Annotated in this window: 27 protein-coding genes, 1 other RNA gene, 1 pseudogene and 3 riboswitches; of the genes and pseudogenes, 20 read left to right on the top strand and 9 right to left on the bottom strand. The window is 48.5% G+C overall.

Annotation, left to right across the window (positions count from 1 at the left end):
• Positions 1-16: 16 nt before the first annotated feature.
• The 4 genes and pseudogenes from HPY27_RS30545 to HPY27_RS03275 all read left to right on the top strand — a co-directional run.
• Positions 17-193 (top strand): annotated as a pseudogene (locus tag HPY27_RS30545) (methylated-DNA--[protein]-cysteine S-methyltransferase); the annotation flags it as partial.
• A gap of 15 nt (positions 194-208) precedes the next feature.
• The gene (locus HPY27_RS30540) at positions 209-484 is read left to right on the top strand and encodes a methylated-DNA--[protein]-cysteine S-methyltransferase (protein ID WP_371814302.1); all 276 of its coding nucleotides are present in this window, start codon (positions 209-211) and stop codon (positions 482-484) included.
• A 33-nt stretch (positions 485-517) separates the two neighbouring features.
• A riboswitch (cobalamin riboswitch) is annotated at positions 518-722 on the top strand.
• Between the two features lie 159 nt (positions 723-881).
• Positions 882-1016: a hypothetical protein gene (locus HPY27_RS30325; protein ID WP_017249489.1), complete on the top strand. Its 135-nt coding sequence runs from the start codon at positions 882-884 to the stop codon at positions 1014-1016.
• A 94-nt stretch (positions 1017-1110) separates the two neighbouring features.
• Positions 1111-1217, top strand: a riboswitch (SAM riboswitch).
• Between the two features lie 66 nt (positions 1218-1283).
• Positions 1284-1395, top strand: a riboswitch (SAM riboswitch).
• 86 nt (positions 1396-1481) lie between these two features.
• Complete coding sequence (locus HPY27_RS03275) at positions 1482-2747, top strand: homoserine dehydrogenase (protein WP_174224335.1); 1266 nt, start codon at positions 1482-1484, stop codon at positions 2745-2747.
• Between the two features lie 62 nt (positions 2748-2809).
• Here HPY27_RS03275 and HPY27_RS03270 read toward each other — a convergent pair whose 3' ends face one another.
• Positions 2810-3979, bottom strand: coding sequence for a CapA family protein (locus tag HPY27_RS03270; protein ID WP_173622151.1), 1170 nt, complete (start codon positions 3977-3979; stop codon positions 2810-2812).
• A gap of 77 nt (positions 3980-4056) precedes the next feature.
• On the opposite strand from HPY27_RS03270, the gene HPY27_RS03265 reads away from it, so the two are divergent.
• Positions 4057-4872, top strand: coding sequence for a VOC family protein (locus HPY27_RS03265; RefSeq protein WP_174224334.1), 816 nt, complete (start codon positions 4057-4059; stop codon positions 4870-4872).
• A 115-nt stretch (positions 4873-4987) separates the two neighbouring features.
• On the opposite strand, the gene HPY27_RS03260 is transcribed toward HPY27_RS03265, so the two are convergent.
• Complete coding sequence (locus HPY27_RS03260; RefSeq protein ID WP_017249484.1) at positions 4988-5467, bottom strand: CcdC family protein; 480 nt, start codon at positions 5465-5467, stop codon at positions 4988-4990.
• A 97-nt stretch (positions 5468-5564) separates the two neighbouring features.
• Complete coding sequence (locus HPY27_RS03255; RefSeq protein WP_174224333.1) at positions 5565-6764, bottom strand: MFS transporter; 1200 nt, start codon at positions 6762-6764, stop codon at positions 5565-5567.
• Positions 6765-6958: 194 nt separating this feature from the next.
• Between HPY27_RS03255 and HPY27_RS03250 the strand changes: the two genes are divergently transcribed.
• On the top strand, positions 6959-7639 hold the full coding sequence (locus HPY27_RS03250) for a CPBP family intramembrane glutamic endopeptidase (protein ID WP_174224332.1): 681 nt from the start codon (positions 6959-6961) through the stop codon (positions 7637-7639).
• Between the two features lie 21 nt (positions 7640-7660).
• A complete protein-coding gene (locus tag HPY27_RS03245) occupies positions 7661-8212 on the top strand; it encodes an RNA 2'-phosphotransferase (RefSeq protein ID WP_174224331.1) in 552 nt (183 codons plus the stop codon).
• On the opposite strand, the gene HPY27_RS03240 is transcribed toward HPY27_RS03245, so the two are convergent.
• Positions 8209-8742 carry a DUF309 domain-containing protein gene (locus HPY27_RS03240; protein WP_173622317.1) on the bottom strand — a complete coding sequence of 178 codons (534 nt, stop codon included), beginning with the start codon at positions 8740-8742 and terminating at the stop codon, positions 8209-8211. The two genes, HPY27_RS03245 and HPY27_RS03240, sit on opposite strands and share 4 nt — an antisense overlap.
• A gap of 91 nt (positions 8743-8833) precedes the next feature.
• On the opposite strand from HPY27_RS03240, the gene HPY27_RS03235 reads away from it, so the two are divergent.
• Complete coding sequence (locus HPY27_RS03235; protein WP_173622146.1) at positions 8834-9085, top strand: hypothetical protein; 252 nt, start codon at positions 8834-8836, stop codon at positions 9083-9085.
• 51 nt (positions 9086-9136) lie between these two features.
• Here HPY27_RS03235 and HPY27_RS03230 read toward each other — a convergent pair whose 3' ends face one another.
• A complete protein-coding gene (locus tag HPY27_RS03230) occupies positions 9137-9307 on the bottom strand; it encodes a YjzC family protein (protein WP_017249478.1) in 171 nt (56 codons plus the stop codon).
• Positions 9308-9443: 136 nt separating this feature from the next.
• Between HPY27_RS03230 and HPY27_RS03225 the strand changes: the two genes are divergently transcribed.
• The 5 genes from HPY27_RS03225 to HPY27_RS03205 all read left to right on the top strand — a co-directional run bounded on the left by HPY27_RS03225 (position 9444) and on the right by HPY27_RS03205 (position 13312).
• Complete coding sequence (locus HPY27_RS03225; protein WP_173622145.1) at positions 9444-10376, top strand: GntR family transcriptional regulator; 933 nt, start codon at positions 9444-9446, stop codon at positions 10374-10376.
• Between the two features lie 277 nt (positions 10377-10653).
• Positions 10654-10878, top strand: a complete 225-nt coding sequence (locus tag HPY27_RS03220) for a hypothetical protein (protein ID WP_017249476.1) — start codon at positions 10654-10656, stop codon at positions 10876-10878.
• On the top strand, positions 10866-11216 hold the full coding sequence (locus HPY27_RS03215; RefSeq protein WP_017249475.1) for a DUF4870 domain-containing protein: 351 nt from the start codon (positions 10866-10868) through the stop codon (positions 11214-11216). The genes HPY27_RS03220 and HPY27_RS03215 overlap by 13 nt, the downstream gene beginning before the upstream one ends.
• 131 nt (positions 11217-11347) lie before the next feature.
• Positions 11348-12523, top strand: a complete 1176-nt coding sequence (locus HPY27_RS03210) for a CaiB/BaiF CoA transferase family protein (protein ID WP_174224330.1) — start codon at positions 11348-11350, stop codon at positions 12521-12523.
• Between the two features lie 18 nt (positions 12524-12541).
• Positions 12542-13312 (top strand): enoyl-CoA hydratase/isomerase family protein, encoded by a 771-nt coding sequence (locus HPY27_RS03205; protein WP_174224467.1) that lies wholly within the window; start codon positions 12542-12544, stop codon positions 13310-13312.
• A 7-nt stretch (positions 13313-13319) separates the two neighbouring features.
• On the opposite strand, the gene HPY27_RS03200 is transcribed toward HPY27_RS03205, so the two are convergent.
• Positions 13320-13745, bottom strand: coding sequence for a Gmad2 immunoglobulin-like domain-containing protein (locus tag HPY27_RS03200; protein ID WP_026043157.1), 426 nt, complete (start codon positions 13743-13745; stop codon positions 13320-13322).
• A gap of 162 nt (positions 13746-13907) precedes the next feature.
• Between HPY27_RS03200 and ssrS the strand changes: the two genes are divergently transcribed.
• A non-coding RNA gene (gene ssrS, locus HPY27_RS03195) (6S RNA) lies at positions 13908-14098 on the top strand.
• 86 nt (positions 14099-14184) lie between these two features.
• Here the strand turns inward: ssrS and HPY27_RS03190 are convergent.
• Genes HPY27_RS03190 through HPY27_RS03180 form a run of 3 tightly spaced genes read right to left on the bottom strand, consistent with a single transcriptional unit; the run spans position 14185 to position 16790 of the window.
• Entirely contained in the window at positions 14185-14640 is a 456-nt protein-coding gene (locus HPY27_RS03190; protein WP_174224329.1) for a hypothetical protein, read from the bottom strand.
• Positions 14641-14672: 32 nt separating this feature from the next.
• Positions 14673-15014 (bottom strand): DUF2512 family protein, encoded by a 342-nt coding sequence (locus tag HPY27_RS03185; protein ID WP_007728396.1) that lies wholly within the window; start codon positions 15012-15014, stop codon positions 14673-14675.
• Positions 15015-15050: 36 nt separating this feature from the next.
• Complete coding sequence (locus HPY27_RS03180) at positions 15051-16790, bottom strand: Rqc2 family fibronectin-binding protein (protein WP_017249470.1); 1740 nt, start codon at positions 16788-16790, stop codon at positions 15051-15053.
• A gap of 178 nt (positions 16791-16968) precedes the next feature.
• On the opposite strand from HPY27_RS03180, the gene HPY27_RS03175 reads away from it, so the two are divergent.
• The 6 genes from HPY27_RS03175 (at position 16969) to priA (ending at position 22741) form a co-directional block, all read left to right on the top strand.
• Positions 16969-17853, top strand: a complete 885-nt coding sequence (locus tag HPY27_RS03175; RefSeq protein WP_069849491.1) for a YicC/YloC family endoribonuclease — start codon at positions 16969-16971, stop codon at positions 17851-17853.
• Between the two features lie 24 nt (positions 17854-17877).
• A complete protein-coding gene (gene remA / locus HPY27_RS03170; protein WP_015891999.1) occupies positions 17878-18138 on the top strand; it encodes an extracellular matrix/biofilm regulator RemA in 261 nt (86 codons plus the stop codon).
• A 16-nt stretch (positions 18139-18154) separates the two neighbouring features.
• Positions 18155-18775: a guanylate kinase gene (gene gmk / locus HPY27_RS03165; protein WP_017249468.1), complete on the top strand. Its 621-nt coding sequence runs from the start codon at positions 18155-18157 to the stop codon at positions 18773-18775.
• Positions 18776-18779: 4 nt separating this feature from the next.
• Positions 18780-18986, top strand: coding sequence for a DNA-directed RNA polymerase subunit omega (rpoZ, locus tag HPY27_RS03160; protein WP_016742004.1), 207 nt, complete (start codon positions 18780-18782; stop codon positions 18984-18986).
• 75 nt (positions 18987-19061) lie between these two features.
• Positions 19062-20309, top strand: coding sequence for a bifunctional phosphopantothenoylcysteine decarboxylase/phosphopantothenate--cysteine ligase CoaBC (gene coaBC / locus HPY27_RS03155; protein WP_017249467.1), 1248 nt, complete (start codon positions 19062-19064; stop codon positions 20307-20309).
• Positions 20306-22741: a primosomal protein N' gene (priA, locus tag HPY27_RS03150; protein WP_174224328.1), complete on the top strand. Its 2436-nt coding sequence runs from the start codon at positions 20306-20308 to the stop codon at positions 22739-22741. Before coaBC ends, priA begins: the two co-directional genes overlap by 4 nt.
• The last annotated feature ends 15 nt before the right edge of the window (positions 22742-22756 follow it).

The following is a 22756-nucleotide window of genomic DNA, read 5'->3' as shown; positions in this document are numbered from 1 at the left end:
TCTCGTATGGAAAGGATACAGACAACCCCTCGGTGTCTTGGAAATCAGTGGGACAGAAGACGGGGTATGTTCTATCCTATTCACAGATCGGGACGAACCCATTTTGCTTGAACATGAAGACAATTGCCACGAGCCTCTCCTCGTTTGCCGGCAACAGCTGGACGAATATTTTTCCGGCAAGAGACAGTCCTTTTCTGTTCCCCTGTGGATGAAAGGGACAGACTTTCAGAAATCAGTCTGGCACACATTGACCACCATTCCCTATGCGCACAAGATTACGTATACGGAGCTAGCCGCGTTGATTGGGAAGGAAAATGCGGTGAGGGCTGTCGGGAATGCCAACGGAAAAAATCGGCTGAACATCATTGTGCCATGCCATAGAATTATAGGAGCAAACGGGAGTCTAACAGGCTATTCGGGTGGCTTGTGGCGAAAGGAATGGCTACTGATCCACGAACAATGTTCGCTAAACAAGGAAGAATAAGGTAAAATTTGAGGAGGGTAGTGAGAAAAGACAATTTCATAGGTGGAAACAGGTTCCTTCGGGCGTAACAATTCGCCACAAGGATAATAGGGAAGCTCGGTGCAAATCCGACACGGTCCCGCCACTGTAAGAGGGGAGTCAGCGTCCAACAAGCCACTGGTCTATCAAAATAGACGGGGAAGGCGACGCTAGACGATGAACCCATAGTCAGGAGACCTGCCTGTTTCGACAACACTGATAGACCTACGGGAGATAGGGAGGTGTTAGAGATGGCTTGCGAAAAACAGCGCGTGGACAAGTGCGTCCCTCTTTTTCTGGCATTTTCTAACGATCGTCACGGTCGAGCGGAAAATGTTCTTTTTATTTTGGGCAGGATAAAAGAAGAGGAGGGCGTGCGATGATTCAACTTTTCATTTGCCAATGGTGCGGATATGTCGAGGAAAAAGAGCTGCCTGAGGAAGGTCAGGAGGGTGTGTTTCATTGCACTTGCTGCAGTATGGAAGAGGTAGAAAGCCTGTTCACTCCCAACTGAAAGCCTTGTCAAATCAGCTTACAATCAGAAAAGAAAGAATTTTGTTGACGCTTGCCTTGGAATTTCTTAGAATAAAGCTCAACAGCATAAATAGTTCTTATCCAGAGAGGTGGAGGGTCTGGCCCTATGAAGCCCGGCAACCGTCGCATATTGCGACAAGGTGCCAATTCCTGCGAGACGTTTCGTCTCGAAAGATAAGAAGCGGGTTACTCCATTAGTAGATGAACCTTCTTCTTAGCGAAGAAGGTTTTTTTTAATTTCATATTTTCTTTATCCAGAGAGGTGGAGGGACTGGCCCGATGAAGCCCGGCAACCGTCACGCATATTTTGTGACAAGGTGCCAATTCCTGCAGGACATATACGTCCTGGGAGATAAGGAGGAGGAGCATTAGCTACTAACAAGCCTTCTTCTTATCGAAGATGGCTTTTCTTTTTATCTAAAATTCGGGGTATGGGGTGGTCAGGATGAGTGCAGAAGTGGTACGCGTGGGATTATTGGGATTGGGAACAGTGGGTGGAGGCGTAATCAAAACGATCCGTTCGCAACAGGAGAAGCTGGCTTCTCGTCTGGGAAAACGAATTGAGATCGTCAAGGCCTTGGTGCGTGACTCGGAAAAAGAGCGGGCGGTTCATGTCGACCCGGCTTTACTGACAACTGACTTTGAGGAAGTATTGAGAAGCGATGTGGATATCGTGGTGGAGGTCATGGGCGGTGTAGAACCTACCTATGACTACGTCCGTGCTTTGATCGAAAAGGGCTGCCATGTAGTAACTGCCAACAAAGAACTTCTGGCGAAAAAAGGAACAGAGCTAGTCGATTTGGCAAATCAGCATCAAGTACATCTGGCCTATGAAGCGAGTGTGGCAGGGGGCATCCCGATCTTGAGCGTGCTCCGGCAGTTCCTTCGCACGAACGATATCCAAGGTGTTCGCGGTATTCTCAACGGAACAACGAACTTCATTTTGACGAAAATGGAAGCAGAACAGCTCTCTTATCAGGAAGTGCTCAAGCAAGCGCAGGAGTTGGGCTATGCGGAAGCAGACCCTCGTTCGGATGTAGAAGGCTTTGACGCTATGTACAAGTTGTACATCCTGGCACAGCTTGTTTACGGAGAATCGCTGCCGCTAGCAGATGTTGTTCGTAAAGGGATTTCAGATTTATCAGCGGGTCACATTCGGATTGCGAGTGAGCTGGGGTACCGGATCAAGCTCATCGCGCAGGCCTATCAAGCTGAACAAGGAATTCGCCTATCTGTTGAACCAACCATGCTTCCGCTGAGTCATCCGTTGGCGCAAATCCACGACGCGTTTAATGCTGTGCAGCTATCGGGCAACATCGTGGGAGACTTGTTGTTTACAGGAAGAGGGGCAGGAGAGCTCCCTACAGCAAGTGCAGTTGTAGAGGATTTGGCCTATTTATTGACACAGCCATTCACACCTCATCCTACTTGGAAAGAAAAAACGGCTGACAAAGCAGGAGTCACGGTGGATTCGGAGGAACGCGTCCTGTGTTATCTAGAGGGCTCATGTCATACTGCTACGCCAGATCGTGTCTTGTATTTCCTTCAGCAAGCAGGAGTCAACGTGCATAAACTAAAAGTCCAATTCGACTTGGGGGGCGTATTGCGTGCAGGTTTGATCGTGACAGGAATCAGTAAAGAGCACGAGTCCCTATTGAAAAATGATTTTGGCTTAGAAGTTCGCTGCTTCCCCATTATCGAATCTGCGTAAGTAAGAGGAAAAATAAGAAGAAAAGCCGTATTTCTAGTTACCTGGAAACACGGCTTCTTTTGTCAGGGGGCAGTCTCCACCGCTTTTGCGCGCGGCTGTACACGCCCGTCACTTTGTATGTCTACACTCTCAGAAATGGATTCAATACGTTTTAGCAGGGCAGCGCCGTTGCTTTCATTCATGGGTACAGCTTGTCCCAATTCTGCGTGAAACGGAAGCATCGTCAGCTCACAATCACCGCTTTTCGTACAGTTTGCTTGCAGAACCATCGTTTCCCAAGTCTTGGGTTCGCTTGATCGTGTGAAAATGAAATTGCCGAGACTATACGCAATCCATTTGTCATTGTATCGTTCAAAGCCTTGAAGTACGTGGGGATGACCGCCGACAATCAAATCTGCACCAGCATCGATGTAGGCACGAGACAACTCTTCTTGATGATCGACAGGATAATCGGAGCGTTCCTTTCCCCAGTGCGCAATCACCACGACGAGATCCGCTTGGTTGTTCGCATTTTGGATCGCTTTCACTGCTAGCGTAGGATCATAGGAAGCGGCCATACCTGGCTGGGAATCCCCTGCAAACCAGCTTGTTTCGGGAATGACCCTGCTGAAGCCGAGAATCGCGATCTTGATGCCGTTCTTTTCTATGAATACAGGGGAATAGGCACGGTTGGCATCCTTTCCGGCGCCGACGTATTCAATCCGGTTCTTGTCCAAAGCGTCAAAGGTATCGAGCAATCCCGGAACTCCTTGATCCATGGAGTGATTATTGGCGAGATTCACCACATCAATCCCTGCGTTTTTCATGGCAGGAGCAGCAAGTGGCGATGACTTGTAGACATACGCCTTGTTCTGTGCGGCAACACCTGTGGCAGTGATCGGCGTCTCCAAATTGGCAATCGTGATATCATCTTGCAAAAAGAGTGAGCTTACATGCTTGAATGGGTAGTCATAGCTGTTTGCGAGTAAGGTTTTCTCTACATTCCCTGACATCATGATGTCACCGACAAAGGTGAGCTGCACAGAGGTCTTTTGGTTCACAGTATTATCAGGAGCAGGCTGCTCGTTCGGGTTGGCATATTTTCCATCCATGGCAGTTTGGAATAGGTAATAGGTTCCGACGACGAAGATGGCCAATACGCTAAATAGGAGCGTGCTCTTTCCAACACGTACCCATGTTTTACGTGATTTCTTGCGCCGAGCTTTTACCCGACTTGATCTGGTCTCGTTCATTTTTCCCCCTTGTGATTCTATCCTTACATAAATGAATTTTGATATCCTATAAGTATTACGAAAAGAGGCGAAAAAAGGTGCGATTAACTTTTGATCATTTGGTTCATTTTGTACAGCGAACTCCACAGGAAGCATCGGAAAAATTTTGCCAAGCGGGTTTTCATGCGGTAGCTGGAGGGCGTCATGCGTCTTGGGGGACATGGAATAGCCTTAGTTATTTCGGGCTTTCTTATGTTGAATTTTTGGCGGTTGAACACAAGGAGCTTGCGCGACAATCAGATAATCCGCTCGTACGTCAATGCATCGAGGATGAGGCAAAGGGAGAAGGATTTGGCCAGATTGCGCTTCGGACCAACGAGATGGATGCGTGGGCAGAGCGCCTGCGAATCCAAGGTTTGCAGGTTACTGGACCAGTTGCGGGAAGTCGTACGCGTGATGATGGCACGACGCTTCGGTGGCGGATGCTGTTCCTCGAAGATGCAGATAGTGCACTTCTACCGCCATTTCTCATCGAATGGTCGCAAACGGATGAGGAGAGAATAGATGATTTGACAAATCGTGGCATCATTGCCGCTCATCCGAACGGTGCAGCGCATCTCCAGTCAGTAGGCTATGCAGTAACAGATCTGGAGGAGGCAACAGCACGTTGGCAAAGCTGGTTTGGATGGAAGAAGAGCGAAACATTCCACGATAAAGAACTGGGGGCCATCTGCCAAGTATTTGAACTTCCGGGTGGAAATGTAGTGCTTTGCCAACCGATTGAAGAGGGATTGGCGCAGACTGCATGGAAAAATCACGGGCAACGACCGTTTTTTGCGAGGCTGGAAGGAGCAAGCAAGAATAGCGAGTATAAGATTGATGGAGGATCTTACTTTCTAGTAGCGCTGGAATAGTCGTTTAGAAGAGAGCCTCTGCAAACGGATTGAGTTGTGTTTACGAGAAGAAGAGCATCCGTTTTATGTAGCGTTTTAAGAAAAAAACCACCTCGCACTGGAGGTGGTTTTTTTACTAGGTGCCAAACGTCTTTTTAGTTAAATTCCGGTACATCACCAGCATCGCGATACGCCAAGGTACGAGCATACCGAATGCGAGCAAGAAGAACAGCCCACCCGTCTGAATCGGTGTAAAGCTATCATTGATCATCAGTTTAATAATCAGTCGGATGACCAACAATCCGGACAAAATGAAGAAAAACGCACGGGACCGTTTCAAATACACATCTTGCCCAATGATTTCGAAGCGTGACGTCATAATCAGCGGAATCGAAAAGATAAGCCCAACCACAAAGGCTGCAATATCAAACTTGGGCGGTAATTGCGCCTCGGGGAACAAGAACATTGCAAACCCTGTCGCCATAAAGAAAGGTGGCAAAATAATGCTTTTTGCAGAAGCCGGCTTTTTTTGCCGACGCATTCTCACAAAGATCACTGCAATAGCCATCACGAGAGGCAGCAGGATTCCCAAAATGGGAGAGGAAAGTATCTGCATGGAAGAACGCCTCCATAAGGTTCAACATACTTTCACTAGTGTACACCAAAGCATGGTCAGTGGGAAAGCGTTTGTCATGGTACGTTACATTCCGATTCTAGGCAGCTGCTTCATCGTGGGAGCGCACATCCAGCTTATGCTTTTTACTGTAGAAGAAAGTCAATAAGCCAAAGAGCACTGTCACCGAGCCGATGAAGAGGAGGTAGCCGCTAATGCCGAGAATGTCCAGCCCAACTCCAGTAATCGCGAGAGCCAACAAGAAGAATCCACGATCCAGCATGCTTTTGAAAGAAAAGAATCGCCCTTGCTGGTGTGGAGGTAGACGCTTCTGGAAAATCGTTGCGGTGACCGGGAAGAAGAAAGCAACGACAAAGCCGAACATGGAGAAGGAAGCGAGCACCATGAATTTGTTATCGGCGAATGACATGCCAAACTGGGACAGCGCGAAGAAAAAGAGCATGATGGTGGACGCTGCCACGAGGTTTCTGCGGCCGATCCAACGTTTTGCCAAGAGCCCCCCAATCAAAATGCTGATTCCTTCTGCTGCATAGATCCATCCCATGAGCTGAGGTTCCTGTTGTAGCTCGCTAAAGTTCAAGATCATCAGGTTCAGACCGCCAAGGAACAAGGTGATCAACCCGTTATTAATCAAGCCGACTAACAAGGCCGGGTCCTGTCGCGAGATCGTCAGTACTTCGCGAAACTCCACTTTTTCCTGAATTTTCCGAGAAGTCACTTGCGGAATACGGAGAAAGAGTGTGACGACAGCGAGTACAGCGTACGCGATGATGGAGCACACATACAGCATGGACAGGTCCATGGAGGCAACGAGTATACCGCCGATTGCTGTTCCTCCAATGCGCGAGAGGGTAGAGATATTCAGATATGCGCTGTTCGCCTTGAGTAACTCGTCCTGGGAAAGGATGGCTGGCAAGGAAGCCTGCACGGTCGGAAAATAAAACGCAGCAGAGCATTGCATCACGATCAAAGATACGATCATCCACAGAAGAGAATCGTTGGCAAGAGCCGGGAACATGAAGACGGGACTGAGTGTTCGGACCAGGCTGGCAAACAGCATGATCTTGCCTTTGTCGTACATGTCAATTACCACACCTGCTTTAGGGGCGAGGAGGATGCTGACCACCAACCCACACATCAGAATCAAGCCCTTCACCGTATCAGAAGGAACGAGTTTCTGCATGAACGCAAGATTGGCAATAATCGAAATCCACATGCCCGCTCCCGCGACGATCTCTCCGCTCATTAAAAGCAGAAAGGTACGATTACGCCATAACATGAGAGCCACTCCAAACATTCGTTAGATAGGTAAAAATTTGAACCGATCCATTCATTTGATAAAAAGCGATTTCTCAAGTATAGCATTCATGCAAACGCTTGTATATTTATTGTCTTTGTGGGTATTCTTCGTGTTCATAACGGACAAACTAACGCAATACTGCGGCCATTACGCCCAAAAGGAGCTATTCGTAAATGGCGCGAAAACGGACGTTGCTACTGTTGATCGTGTATGGATTCGCTGCGACACTCACGATCTTTTACGGACTAGTGGAAAAGCATAGCGTGATTGTCACGTTCTTTTCTTTTCATGTGCTTGTTTGCATCTGTATCCCCGTCATTCACGGATGGTGGGAAGGAGATTTGCAAAGGCACTGGCGTTTAGCGTGGGGAAATTTTGAATGGCAGGGTACTTTATACGGACTGGCATTAGGCGTTCTTATGTTGACAGGAGTGCTGGCTGGGCTTTGGTTGCTCCTGCAGGAACCGGGAAGACCTGAAGCCGTTCGAGCAGGTATGGAGACATGGGGGATTGAACGCCGCTGGATTTGGGTTTTTTCGGTCTACCTCGTTTTCATTAACTCGCTGCTGGAAGAGTTGTTCTGGCGAGGCTTCGTATTGCAGCGGTTGCGCGCATCCTTATCCCGCTTGATGTCCATTTTTCTTTCCAGCTTTTTTTATTCCTTGTATCACCTGATTATCTCTACGATCCTCTTTGGTTTTCGAAACGGCTTGTTCATTACATCCATGGTTTTTGGAGCAGGGCTAATTTGGGGATGGATGAAAGGAATGTTTCCTTCGATTTACCCAAACTGGATTAGTCATTTGTTCGCGGATTTGGGTCTCGCACTAGCTGTGGGTCTCTGGATTTATTGACCGGATAGGAGGGCGAAACGGATGCTGGCGATTCATGAAGAAACGAGACTGCGCAAGCGATTGCTCAGTATACTTCGGCAAAACAGTGAAGCATTTCAACTCTACTATGACACGTATGGATATACCCCGATTGAGCCGTTGCTGGACTATCTTCATACGCTGAAAGGGTGCTCATACATAGCTAGGCAAGATCTTCATCAAGTCGTGGAATTCGATCCGGAGCGGAGTATCGAATGGGACGGAGGAGCACTCATTCGAGTGACCTACGGATTTTTGCCCTCGATTGCAAAAAGCAAGCTCATCGAGATGGTACCACCTGACGTTCTTTATTACGGGACACATCGAAAATTATGGAAACAAGTACTCACTGGTGGCCTGTTGCCAATTGCCAGTGAGTATGTGCAGCTTGCGGAAAGACCGGAGCATATTGGAGAACCGACAGACACATTGCGCCTCGTCACTGTGAATGCAAAGGGGGCCCATGAAGCCGGAATTTGCTTTTACCGCGTGGGTGAGCGCTATTGTTTGAGCGATGCTGTCCCGGCCAGTTATTTGCAGCTGTACGCAGACTAGTTTGACTCGTTGTTTCGACGTGCTTCGCGCATTTGCAGCTGTTGCTTGCGTTCTGCCAAAACGTCGCTTCGATCCCTCAAGGTATGCTTATTCAGCAAGTAGGCGTCTTGCATATCGCTATCCCGATGTTCAGGGTGATTTTGCATCGTACAAGCCTCTTGATACGCCTGTTTCAAAGCATCGGACATGGGCAGGGACAGGCTTCGATAGGGCTGACCATTTTGGATTTCCGTCAGGCGCTCTTCAAGCAGGTTAGCCAGACTGTCACTATCCAACCCAAGCTTTTGGATGTCAAGTTGATGCTTTTTGACAAGGGATATGGCGCTTGTGAGCATTTTGATTGCACCTGACTGATTCCCGCGTCTCTGGTGATACAGAGCGACGGAGATTTGAATCAAACCAACCCACACTGGCTGTCGTTCATGTGGAGGAGCGCTTTTCCAATACTCCTCGAGAATCTCATGACACTCAAAATAATCGCGTTCTACATGAAACTGGATCAAATAATCCAGATACGGTTGCGGATACATGGTGATCTTCACCTCACTACTTGGTTTTCAATGGTTCGTTTATGTACTATTATAAAGCATAGAGAGTAGAAAATGAGGTGTAAAACCATTTATGACAAGAGATGAACTCGTAGCCGTATTGGAAAAAAAGCGAATGACCGAAATCATAGAACTGATCGAGGATGCTGAACAGGGAGAACTGGAAGAGCTCGAGCTCGTGGAAAGCCTGGGATTGCTCATGGATCAGGAGTTGAACAAAGAAGTCCTTTCGTTATTGGAGAGCTTGGGTGTCGCCATTATTTACTTGAGCGGCGATGAAGAAGACGAAGAGGATGAAGACGACGAAGACGACGACGAAAAGTAGTAAAAAAGAGAACCAACCTTGTGCATGGTGCCAGGTTGGTTTTTGCATTCCTTACTTTTGCGTCCATACGCGATTTTTATTTCGTGTAGCGGGGAACTTTTCCCCTCTGGAAAGCTCGATGATCATCGGGTTCTGCACACTTGCACCAGACTCACCAATCTCCATGTATACGGCATTTTTCGGAGACTTTTCTCCTTCACGAAAACGGCTGTGTTCTCCCACGAAGGCACCTTCTTCCTAAGGAATTGTCATCTGAATTAGTATGACCCGGTACACTGGCTTCATGCTTTCCCTTCTATTGACGATAGATTTTGAATTCCTTTACGATCATTTCAATTACTTTTGGAGAGGTGAATACATGCTACCTTTGACCTTGAAAAAGGAATCCAATATATCTTATCACGAGCAATTATATCAACAAATTTCATCCTCGATTCGAAGCGGTGAGCTTCCTTCCCAAGAGCAGCTGCCAACGGTAAGGGAGTTGGCGGCACAGTTGAAAGTCAATTACAACACCGTTCGCAGCGTGTATTTGCGTCTCCAGCAAGAAGGGCTAGTTGATTGTCGGCAAGGGAGGGGGACGATTGTAACCAATAGCGCAAGTGACACGCTCTTGTCACGTAACCCGATCCATCTTGCTTTACTCGCCAAAGAAACCATTCATAAAGTAAAAGCAATGGGCTATACCATAGATGAATTCTCGCGCGTTCTGTCCTGTGTTTTGCAAGAAATCAATCAGTTTCCGGTTCTTTTTTTGCGGTTCACAGAGCTGGAGGTCACTGAATATATGCGTTTGGTGCAGTACCATCTTCCGAGTGTGATGGTTGAAGGGAGAACCGTCGAGGATTTTTCCCAGCAGGTAGAATGCGATGCAAATTTTTTGCAGCAATACAAAGCCATCGTTATCCCACCTTCCGTTAACCTGAAACTCCCGCAGGATGCGCCTCCGATCGTTAGCCTTGATTTTATCCCGGACCCAACGACGGTGATCCCTGCCATGGAGGCCTACCCACGAAATACGAAAGTCGGATTGATCTGTGCGACCATACGAGGTGGTGCGGGTATGATAAATGATCTCTACAACGCAGGCATTACGCACTTGGATATTCGGACAATAGAAGCGAACCATGCAGAAGTGTTTGATTTGATTGCATCCTCTGACGTCGTGTATATTTCCAAGCCTGGCTATATGGTGAAACCACATTTGCTTACGCTGCCAAAAGTAAAGGAATTTCAAGAAATTCCTGACCACCATGGTATTAATGAGCTGCGCAAGCTCGTTACCCATTGACCATACTGAATAGCCTACGAGACATCCGCTGATTTTGACTAGTGTATAGACTGATGTCCATGCCGATATGCCTTCACCTACATACCTTGTAGATGTAACGAACAGGAAGGAGTGAGGTTAATGAGTTGCGGATGCAGAAGATCTCGTCGCAGATGCTTTAAATGCTGCGAAAAGAAAGTGTACAGAAAGCATTGCTTCTACAAGCCACACTACAAAACCCATTGCAAACCATACGGTCGTAGTTGGGGACACGGACATTGTGGAGGTGGAGGCCACTATGGTGGTTGGGGCCACTTTGGCGGCGGCTATGATGGTTACGGCTCCTCTCATGGTGGCGGGTACGGTGGAGGGTACGGCGGCGGTTACGGTGGAAGTCACGAGAGCAAGTATTAATAGAGAAAGGCGCCGTGGTGGCGCTTTTTTCGTTTTTTCGCAAGTTTTGCGCAATTTGTCGTACAATAGAGGAAAAGGATTAATGGAGGTATGGATATGCAATTCCTGAATGGGAAAGAGGAACGAATGTGGGCGATGATCGTGCATCTATCTGCCTTCCTTGGTTTTATCGTTCCGTTCGGCAATGTACTAGGACCTTTAATCGTATGGTTGATCAAGCGTGAAGAGGGAGCCTTTTTTTATCAGCATGGAAAAGAGGCACTGAATTTTAGCATCTCGGTGACGATTTATGCCGCCATTTCAAGTTTGCTGATCATCATTTTTATCGGCGCACTTTTATTGGGAGCCCTCTTTATTTTTTGGGCGATCTTCGTTATTATCGCTGCGGTGAAAGCGAACGAGGGAAAAGAATTCCGTTACCCGCTCACTCTACGGTTTATTAAATAACCGTTCTTGGAAAAGTCGTTCCACTTGGGACGGCTTTTTATATTTATTTGAATTTTCTATTTAAAAAGAGGGTGAACAGTCGTTCATCTCGAATTACAAGAGAGTGTAGTCGGTGAAGGGGGAGTTAAATCATGTTGACGGGAGTGACGATAGTTGATTTTTCTCGCCATCTTCCAGGTCCGATTTGTACGATGCGCTTGGCTGATTTGGGGGCAGAGGTCATTGAGGTGGAACCGTTTCACGACAAAACTCACTCACCGTTAATCAGACCTTCTCATCCTGAAGCTAGAGAGACGGGAGCGTTTTACCTGCGTTCACATCGCAATCATAAAAGTATTTCCTTGAATTTGCGGACGAATGAGGGAAAAGCGCTCGCGTTTGCTCTGGCCAGACAGGCTGATGTCGTGGTGGAGAGCTATCGACCAGGTGTGATGCGTCATTTGGGACTGGATTACGATCGCCTGTTCGAGATGCACCCTGCTGTCATTTATTGCTCCGTGACGGGCTATGGCCAAAGCGGCGAGCTATACCAAATAGGGGGGCATGACTTGAATGTCCAGGCAGTAAGCGGATTTCTCTCACTGATTCGCGATCTGGAAGGCAAGCCTGTCGTTGCAGATATTCCGCTTTCTGATTATGCGCTCGGGTTGTATGCCAGTGAACAAATATGCGCGGCGCTTGTTCAACGTGCGCGGACAGGACGAGGAGCATATTTGGATGTTTCGTCGGCTGACTTGTTTAGTTCTTGGACAGGGCTTCATGCATTGTTTATGTCATACAGCTCCTCGATTGGACGGGAGACCGGGAGAGGGAGTTTGCTGGCGTATCAGGTGTATGAGACAGCAGACGGCCAGTATGTCGCACTTGCTGCATTGGAAGAAAAGTTCTGGCTCAATTTTTGCCGCGCGGTAGGAAGAGCAGACTGGGAGCTATGCCACCGAGCTAGCGTTTCTCTGCATCCAGAGGTGTTTGACGATATGAAAGCACTGTTTCTGTCCAGAACCCAAGCCGAGTGGAGTGAACTGGGCAGTGAAGTGGATTGCTGTCTGACCGCCGTTGAAGATTGGGAAAACTGGGTAGATAATCCATACGTTGCGAATAGGGAGATAGCGTATACGCTGCCTTATTTGGAAAAAAAGTCGCCCGATCATGAGGAGAGTCTCGCGCATCGTTACAGGGCGGAGCGGTTGTCACCCCCGTGGCACACCGATTACACGTACGAGCTACTCAAACGCAAGCTGAACCTCACAGAGGAGGATTTGAGCAGGCTGCAAAGGCAGGGGGTTATTCCTGCCGCTTCTTTATAGGAAAGGGTGAGAAAAATGATGGAACAGGATCATCATACGCAACTGATCGTAACAAAAGTTGATGGAATCTGCACGATTACGCTCAACAGGCCACACGTCCTCAATGCGATGACGCTTGAAATGTTTTCCCTTTTGCAGGACGCGATCTCAAAAGCTTCAGCAGATGAGGAGGTCGATGTGCTTATTTTGCGGGGAGCAGGGGGGAACTTTTGCTCCGGTGCTGATTTGGGCGTGTTGACTGCGCTGACGGATAAGAGTGACGCTGATCAATCATTGACGATCATTAATGATTTCATCACTAACTTGCATCAAATGCCAAAGCCTGTGATTGCAGTCATCGAGGGAGTAGCCGTCGGAGCGGGACTCAATCTCGCGTTGCATGCTGATTTTGTCATTGCGACGGAAGACGCCCTGTTGCAGGAGCCTTTTGTCCAGATTGGTCTGACAACGGATTTTGGCGGGACATACCTTATGCCAAGGCTTGTTGGTACGGCGTGGGCGAAGCGTCTCGCACTGCTGGGAGAAAGGATTACAGGGAAAAAAGCGGAGGAAATCGGCTTGATCTATCGAGCGGTAGAAGCCAATCAAGTCGAAAGTGAGGTTGAAAAATTGGTTGCTGCGGTACGGCGCCTGCCGAAGCAAGCGTATGCCGTCACAAAAGAAGGGTTGGGACGCTGCCAAGCAAACGGCCTAGAATATGCACTGGCCTGGGAAAAGCAACAGCAGCCGTCACTGATCGCACGTCCTGAATTTCAGATGCTCGTACAAGCGAAGCTGAAGCGGACGTAGCGCTGATTTATTTTGGCAGTGGGATGTTTAGCTCATGAATGCGCTGTCCTGTCGCTGCACTTTCCTCGAACAAAGAGAGCGCAGGTGATTTTGCACTTGGGTCCAGCTTGAGATCGATAGAAAAGCTCCCCCACTCGGGGGCACCCGTGCTTGCTGTCACAAAGCTATTGGCCAATGTCTTGTCTCCGTCTGTCACGACGAATCGTACGTTGGCTTCGTTCACGCGAGCTTCACCCTTAATCGTATATTGTCCTTCGCCTGTTTTGGTGATTGTAATATTCCGAAACGATTCATTCTCGTATTGCCCCTTGTCTTCGCCAACAGGATGAGAATGTGTGCTAGCTGCTGCGGGCGAAAGGATGCTGGGGAATGATACAGCAGTCAGGCTCATGGCGAGTAAGCAGGTTGTCAGCATATTTGTTCGAAATTGCATGTTTTTCCTTCCTTTCATTCGTTTTCCTCTCTAGGTTGGCGAAATTGGAATAGAACTATTCTCGGGATTGTATGACAACTCCGTGAAAATGGATGAGATAAAAGTCCAAAGGGAACTTTATCCGTTGAGCAAAGGGCCATTCTGTGATAAAGTAGGGACATCAAGATCCTGCGATGTTCGATAGGCCGTAAATGTTTCTAACCTTATACGTGTTTTTTGGGAGACGGAAACTGTGATGGATGTCAGGCCCACCTCCTTTTGGGATGCATGGGAAGGCTGAAGTGCAGAAGGGTCGCCCACCTGTGTGAGCGCAGGTTATAGAAACATGAGGTCAACGGCAGAGCGGGGACTTGGCCGTTTATGAATGCAATGAATTGCCGATAGCACAAAAAACCACTTGGAATCTGCTTCCAGGTGGTTTTTGTTTTTTATACGTTGATTAATGGGTGGTTTTGTTTTGTTTGCCCGAGCCGTGGCCCTGCCCCTGCCCTTGTTTTTGGGAGCCTTGGTCTTGATCCCCATGATCGACAATGGTCAGGTCCTTTTCAAGTGTTTGGGAGTCTTGGGCGTCTTGAAGAATTTGATACATTTGTAGGAAGTTTGCTTTTTGTCCCTCAGGAATTCCTTTAATGCGAACGGTTAGTTCTTGCGGGCCGCCGCCATTTTGCTGTTGCCCACCTTGGCTGTTCCCTTGACCGCTGTTTTCATTGGAACTCGGCTGCTCATCAAGAAAGCTGAGAAACATCGAGTCGCTGTCTTGGTCTTGTTGGTTGTTTTGTCCGCTGTTTTGCGATTGCTGTCCTTGTCCTTGTCCGTTTCCGCCTTGCCCGCCTTGCTGCTCAAACAGCACGTTGAATTCGTTAAGATCGGTCTGGATGATACCAATGACGTTCATCCTGATCCTCCTTCCAAAATAGAAATGATGCTTCAGCCCGGATGTTTGGAATGATGGACACCGTGCCGTTGCAGGTATCCATGGAAAAAGTATTCGACCACCGTAATGGCAAATGCCGTCAACAATAAACCAGATAAGGATATGGTCTGACCAAACAAGTAACAGCCAAGCCACAAGGAGGCAAACACGAACAAGAAATCAGCGGAGCTCGCAAACGTATTGTTCGTACGCGGGAGGATTGTCAAATCAAGTACATAACCCAGTAAACTGACAATCACGCTTGCGAGCACTGCAAACATAAGGGACGTCCCCGACCACCAAAGCCCTGGAATGGCAATGATTCCGTTAAACAAGAGCTTGAGAACGATGTTCAAAGAGCGAACACCACCTTTCATGCCCTTAGTATGAACTTAGGTAGTCGCACTATTCGTAGAAGAGGTGTTTGATTTCAAACGGCGGATCAGTGCTTCATCTGGTGTCACATACAGCGTTCGTTGCTGCTCGTAGATCACATAGCCAGGCTTGGCCCCGCTCGGTTTTTTTACGTGTTTGATGAGCGTGTAGTCTACGGGAATTTGACTTCCTTCTTTGGCACGACTGAAATAAGCCGCCAGATTCGCTGCCTCAAGCAACGTTTCATCTGAAAATTCCCGAGCGCGAATGACGACATGGGAGCCAGGGATATCCTTGGTGTGTAGCCATGTTTCTTGCGACGATGCGAGCTTGTTGGTCAAGTATTCATTTTGTTTATTGTTTTTACCGACCAAAATTTCAATACCGTCCGAAGAAAGGTACGTATCCAGCTCTGGTCTGGTCTCTTTTTTCTTGCGCGGACCGCGTTTTTTACGATCTCGCATGTAGCTTTGCTCAACGAGCTCCTCGCGAATTTCTTCTGCATCTTTTAAGGTGGCATGTTCCAGTTGAACCAATACGCCGTCCAAATACAAGAGTTCAGCATGCGCTTGCTCAATCTGCTCACTCACGATGGAAAGGCTGTTTTTGGCCTTGTTATACCGCTTGTAATACGACTGTAAATTTTCCGAAGGGGTCTTCAACGGATCGAGCGGAATCGTGATGGTACCTCCCGCTTCATCATACCAGTTGACTGTGACGAGCTCGCGATCCCCTCGCTTCATTTGGTGCATATTGGCGGTGATCAATTCACCGTACAGGCGGAACTGATCTGCTTCATGCGCATCTTGCAATGTTTGTTCGAGCTTCTCGATTTTCTTTTCATTTTTATTGCGCTCAGAAGTGACAAAACGAATTAAATCGTGCGCACGCTGCTTGACAGTGTCACGGAGCGCCTTTCCTTCGTAAAATGCCTGCAAGCATTCTTGAATGGAAGGATAGGGGGTGGTAACCCCGTTTGAGAGATGAGTTAGCTCGACGACGTGAAAATACGCTTTGCCGTTTGCCTGTACAATGGATGGAACATATTCATGAGCGTTGATTGCCTTCATCACCTGTGAAAAGGCAGCCCACAGTGTTTCACGATTCGCAAGGCCGGCTCTGTGCAAAATTTCTTTTGCCAATAACGGACTGATCCCGGTATAGCCTTCTACGATTTGCTTGTCCAAACGACCGCCGTTCCAGTCGAGGGAAGAAATAAACGCTTGCTCGGTTACAGTAAGAGGGTCGCGCTTATCTTGGCTCGGAGGAGAAACATAAGGTCTGCCAGGCGTAACTTGTCTATACTGGCTAATGGCGAGCGTCACATGCATGGCGCTATCCAAAATCATTCCGGTTGCAGGATCGATGAGGATGATGTTACTGTGCTTGCCCATGATCTCGACAATAATTCGGCGGACAGCCGTGTCACCCAGCTCGTCCCGCGTGCGTACGTCGATGTGAATGATTCGCTCCATCCCGATTTGCTGGACAGATTCAATTACACCGCCCTCACAATGCTTGCGCAATAGCATGCAAAACATCGGAGCTTCCAGCGGATTCGTGAATTCTTCTGTCGTGATATGAAGTCTCGGATAAGTCGGGTTTGCAGACAGGAGGAACTTTACCGTTTCTCCTTGTGTCCGTACTTGCATAACAATATCGCTATGGTGGGGCTGGTGGATTTTCGAGATGCGTCCTCCTACCAGTTTATGTAATTCCCGCGTAACGGAGCGGGTTACTACGCCATCAAATGCCATAAAAGTCACCTCAGATCAAAAAAATGGCTAGAATAATAGATAGAGAGCTGCCAGTCACAGTGTAGCATAAGTCAGGGCAAGGAGGAATCTCATCGTGGTGGGGTTGCTTCGGTTGACACTGCCAAGAGTTGTCTCCTATAATAAATTAACGATTTTGCGTCTATGGAAGTGAAAACTTATGATTCGAAGCATGACTGGTTACGGTAGAAAAGAAGATAGCAAAGGCTCCATTCGAGCAACAGTCGAGATTCGTGCAGTGAATCACCGCTTTTCTGAGATTGTCGTGCGCCTGCCCAAAGCATGGAATATGCTTGAGGATTCGATTCGTAAGCTAGTCGCGCAGTTTGTCAGAAGAGGGCGTGTTGATGTCACTGTCTCAGTGGAAGGGAAAAATTCTTCTGCTACGGTCATGGACATTGACTGGGATGTGGCTGAACAGCTAGTCTCCATTTCCCGCGAGATGACTCAGCGTTTTTCGCTAGAGACGCCTTTAACCGTCAAGGATCTGCTACACTTTCCTGGCGTGATACATACCAAAGAGTCAGAGGACAATGTGGAGGAGCTGACAGAGTGGCTCCAAGACCTGGTCAGGGGCGCGGCAATGGATCTCGTTTCGATGAAAGAGACCGAGGGTAATCTGCTGCACGCTGATCTAGCCAGTCGCCTGACTGCCGTCAACACATGGACGCGGGAGATCTCCCAGTTGGCCCCACTATGTAGGGAAGATTACAAGGGCCGACTTGAGCAGCGCGTAAGTGAGTGGGCCGGTTTGACACCTTTTGAATTGGACCCTGCTCGTGTAGCGCAAGAGGTTGCCTTTTTCGCTGATAAAAGTGATATTAGTGAAGAGTTGACCCGTTTAGATAGTCATTGCCAACAGTTTGCCATTCAATTAGGCAAAGAAGAAGCAATTGGTCGAAAACTGGATTTTCTGCTCCAAGAAATGAATCGGGAAGCCAATACGATTGCTTCCAAAGCGAATCATTTACGCATTCAGCATCTGGCTGTCGAGATCAAGACAGAACTGGAGAAGATGCGGGAGCAAATACAGAATGTTGAGTAGCATGAAAGGATGGGCTGGGCCGTCATGGCAATCAAGCTAATCAATATCGGTTTTGGCAACATTGTCAATGCCAACCGCATTATTTCAATTGTAAGTCCGGAGTCCGCTCCTATCAAACGGATCATCCAGGAAGCGCGCGATCGCAACATGCTTGTGGACGCTACTTATGGGAGACGTACACGTGCGGTCATTATTACAGACAGCGATCACGTGATTTTGTCAGCGGTACAGCCAGAAACAGTGGCACAGCGCTTGACTACGAAGGATGACGAATCGGACGAATAAAGTAGGAGTGTAAACAATGAGTATGGTTGATCGTGGTCTCCTTTTGGTTCTTTCCGGACCAGCTGGTGTGGGAAAAGGAACAGTATGCAAGGCACTTCGTGAAGTGATGCCTGATCTGGTGTATTCTGTTTCCGCTACCACACGCCAGCCGCGTCCTGGAGAGGTAGAAGGAGTTAATTACTTTTTTAAAAGCCAGGAAGAGTTCAAGCGGATGATTGAAGAAGATGCTCTTCTGGAATGGGCAGAATACGTAGGAAATTACTACGGAACACCTCGTCAGTTCGTGGACGATATGCTGAATGAGGGGCGCGATGTTATTCTTGAGATCGAAGTTCAGGGTGCGCTTCAAGTGAAAGAGAGCTTCCCGCAAGGTACATTCCTGTTCCTGGCTCCTCCTGATTTAAACGAACTGGAAAACCGGATCGTGGGACGCGGGACAGAATCACAAGAGATTATTCGCAAGCGCATGGAAGTGGCGCGTGCTGAAATCGAGCTCATGGACCACTACGATTATGTAGTCGTCAATGACGTCATCGAATCGGCTTGCGATCGAATTCAAGCGATTATTACAGCGGAGCATCTGAAAAAAGATCGTCAGGTTCACAAATATAGCAAATGGTTACAGGAGGTTGAATAGAATTATGTTGTATCCATCTATTGACGAATTGACCGAAAAAGCAGAGAGCAAGTACATCCTGGTGACAGTAGCATCCAAGCGTGCGCGTCAGCTTCGCGAAAACAGCGAAATTCAAGTGGTGAGACCAAAATCCAAAAAGTTTGTAGGTTTGGCACTGGAAGAGTTCATCTCCGACGAGCTCGTTCACGAGTTTTTGGACGGTCGCAAATAAGCAGTCACCTTTAAAAACAACCTCACGAGGTTGTTTTTTTCGGATTTCGGATAGGGGAGAAGGGAGAGAGTGCAGATGCATTCGCTTGCAGGAAAACGAATTGTTCTTGGGGTATCGGGCGGCATCGCTGCTTACAAGGCTGCTGCATTGACCAGCAAGCTGACACAGGCAGGTGCATTGGTGCATGTCATTTTGACAGAGGGTGCCTTACAGTTTATTCAGCCTTTAACGTTTCAAGCCTTGTCTCACCTACCTGTTTATACGGATACATTTACAGAGCCAGACCCGCATGTGATTAGCCATATTGAACTGGCTGATCGAGCTGATCTCGTATTGATCGCGCCAGCAACGGCAAACGTGATTGGCAAAATGGCGAATGGCATAGCGGATGATATGCTGACGACGACTGTACTGGCTACGAAAGCGCCTGTCATGGTCGCGCCTGCCATGAATGTCAATATGTACAATCACCCTGCAGTTATCGCAAATATGGATAAGCTGACGGCCTATGGTTATCGGTTTGTTGAACCGGGTGTCGGGCTCTTGGCATGTGGATGGATTGGCAAAGGACGTTTGGCGGAGCCAGAGGAAATCGTCGAAGCTGTTCGTCAATGGTTTGCTTCCGATGAGACTAGACAAATGATCCGAGAAAAAGATTTGCAGGACAAGCATGTACTGATCACAGCTGGACCGACCCGTGAAAAAATTGATCCAGTTCGTTACATAACCAATCATGCTTCAGGCAAAATGGGCTACGCTATCGCGGAAGCGGCACGAGACAGAGGGGCGAAGGTCACACTGATCAGTGGGCCGACTTCCTTGGCACCTCCTGATGGAGTGGAATTCATCGCGGTGGAATCGGTACAAGAAATGTTTGATGCCGTCATGGAGCAGTTGCCTCACTGTGACATCGTCGTCAAATCAGCAGCAGTGTCCGATTATCGACCAAAGCATGTATCTGAACATAAGATGAAAAAGGGTGATGGTCCACTCGAACTGGAGCTGGAGAAAGCACCCGATATTTTAAAGACCATTGGTGATCGGAAAACGAAGCAATTCGTCGTGGGCTTTGCAGCAGAAACCCAAAATGTGTTGCAGCATGCCCAGTCCAAGCTGGAGCGAAAAAATCTCGATATGATCGTAGCCAATAACGTATTGCTCGAGGGTGCAGGTATGGGGAGCGATACGAATATCGTGACCTTGCTAACCCGTGGCGGAGAGCAACTGGCATTGGATAAATTGAGCAAGCGGGCTGTGGCAGACAAGTTGTTTGATGCTGTCCTTGCAGTACAAGAACATAAACCGCTCCGAGACCTGTCATGATTGCTCAAATTATCGTGGACGTTCCGGTCAATCGAACGAATCGACCTTTTGATTACCATGTTCCGCCTTGGTTGCGTCCACTGATTCGCATTGGTAGCCGTGTGGTTGTCCCATTTGGTCCCCGTCAACTGCAAGGCTATGTCATTGGGATCGTCGAGGACGACGAAGCCATACCAGATCGTTCGCGACTAAAAGATGTCGTGCAGGTACAAGACGATACTCCTCCTCTTACGCCAGAGCTGTTAAAGATGAGCGAATGGATGTCCAAGCAATACTTGTGTCCGTGGGTAACGGCTGTACAGGCGATGCTTCCTGCTGTGCTCAAAGGGAAGTCGGAGAAGTGGCTGACGGCGACAGACGCATTGGACGAAGAGGCATGCGGGAGATCGGGGCTTCTGTGGGAATTGTTCCGCAAACGGCAACTACCGCTAGCAGAAGTAGAGAAACAATTTGCGGAGGAGTATTTGCTCGTTCCGGGTTGGATACAGAGTGGTCTGCTTGCTACCGAATATCAAGTAAGGGACAAAATTACCCGCAAGCAGCAATCATTTGTCCGGAGTTTATTGGATGAGGGTAAGCTGGAGGAAGCGATAAGTTCGTTGCCAGCGCGGGCGGAGCAGATGCGCCGTGTCCTTCAACTGATGCTCATGCACAAGGAGCAGTCCTTGTCTGTACAAATGCTGCGGGATGAATACGGAATAACGCGTTCTCCGCTAAAAAGCCTGGAATCAAAAGGCTGGATCGCGATCGAGCAAGTGGAGGTTTACCGGGACCCGTACGCCAATCGACGTTTCCAGGAAAAGCAAAAGCCTGTCTTTACCTCGGTGCAGGAAGCGGCACTGACACCTATCTTGCAATCGATTGATTCGGGGACGTATGCTTCTTACTTACTGCACGGTGTTACCGGAAGCGGGAAGACAGAAGTGTATCTCGAAGCGATCGAAAGTACGTTGGAAAAAGGGCGCGAGGCGATCTTTCTCGTTCCGGAAATTTCACTGACTCCGCAAATGGTGGAGCGCTTCAAGGCCCGTTTTGGTGCAGACGTAGCTGTTTTGCACAGTGCGTTGTCACAAGGAGAGCGCTATGACGAGTGGCGCAAGATCATTCGTAAACAGGTCAAAGTGGTGGTAGGTGCACGATCTGCCATCTTTGCTCCGTTTCGGAATGTTGGTTTGATTGTGATTGATGAAGAGCATGAGAGCTCGTATAAGCAAGAAGAGACCCCTCGCTATCATGCACGGGAAGTAGCCCTGTGGCGAGCGAAAGAGAATCAGGGTGTACTCGTCATGGGAAGCGCGACTCCTGCCTTGGAGACGTATGCACTGGCTACCCGAGGCCGCTACGAGCTGTTGCGCATGCCAGAGCGCGTCGGGAACCGTCCGATGCCGCAGGTACATGTCGTGGATATGCGAGAGGAGCTTCAGTCCCAGAATCGTTCGATGTTCAGCCGGAAGCTGCATGAGATGATTGCAGATCGATTGGCAAAAGAAGAACAGATGGTCATTTTCCTTAACCGAAGAGGCTTCTCTACCTTTGTCATGTGCCGCTCCTGTGGCTATACGATGCGCTGCATTCATTGCGACATCTCGCTTACTTATCATAAAACGAATCATACGGCACGTTGCCATTACTGTGGATATACCATCGCACAGCCTAAGCATTGTCCGGAGTGTCAGAGTGAGCATATACGCTTTTTTGGTACCGGAACACAAAAGGTGGAAGCGGAGCTGGCCAAACTTTTCCCTGGAATCCGGGTCATCCGCATGGACGTGGATACGACCTCGCGTAAAGGCTCTCATGAAGAGCTGCTAAACAAATTCCGCGCGGGTCAAGGCGACGTTTTACTCGGTACCCAGATGATTGCCAAGGGCCTTGATTTTCCACGAGTGACGCTAGCGGGAATCATTGCAGCGGATACTTCCTTGCATCTGCCTGACTTCCGTGCGGCGGAAAAGACATTTCAGCTCCTGACGCAGGTAGGTGGACGGGCAGGACGGCATGAACTGGACGGAGAAGTATTGATTCAGACGTATACGCCAGAACACTACAGCATTGTCCATGCGACCAAGCATGATTATCCCGCATTTTATCAGGATGAAATGATGCAGCGCAGACGAACAGGCTACCCGCCGTATTTCCGTCTCGTATTAATTACGTTTAGCCACGAGGATGTACCTGTTGTTATCCGTGGTGCGCATACAATGGCTGACTATTTGCGGCAGCGTTTGGCACAGACAACGGTCCTCTTGGGCCCAGTCGCTTCGCCCATTGCGAGGGTGAAGGATAGATTTCGTTTTCAGATCATGCTAAAATATCGTGATGAACCGCAACTGTCAGACCTGCTCGCTCAGGCGACGGCTGCGTTTGAAGAATGGAACAAACAGCAGAAAGTATTGATGACGATTGACGTCGACCCTTACGTACTGCTTTAGGGAGGATATGAAACA

The sequence above is a fragment of the Brevibacillus sp. HB1.1 genome, assembly GCF_013332445.1.
Lineage (GTDB): Bacteria > Bacillota > Bacilli > Brevibacillales > Brevibacillaceae > Brevibacillus > Brevibacillus porteri.
The sequence above is the reverse complement of the archived record's forward strand: the minus strand, read 5'-3'. Positions and strand labels throughout refer to the sequence as shown.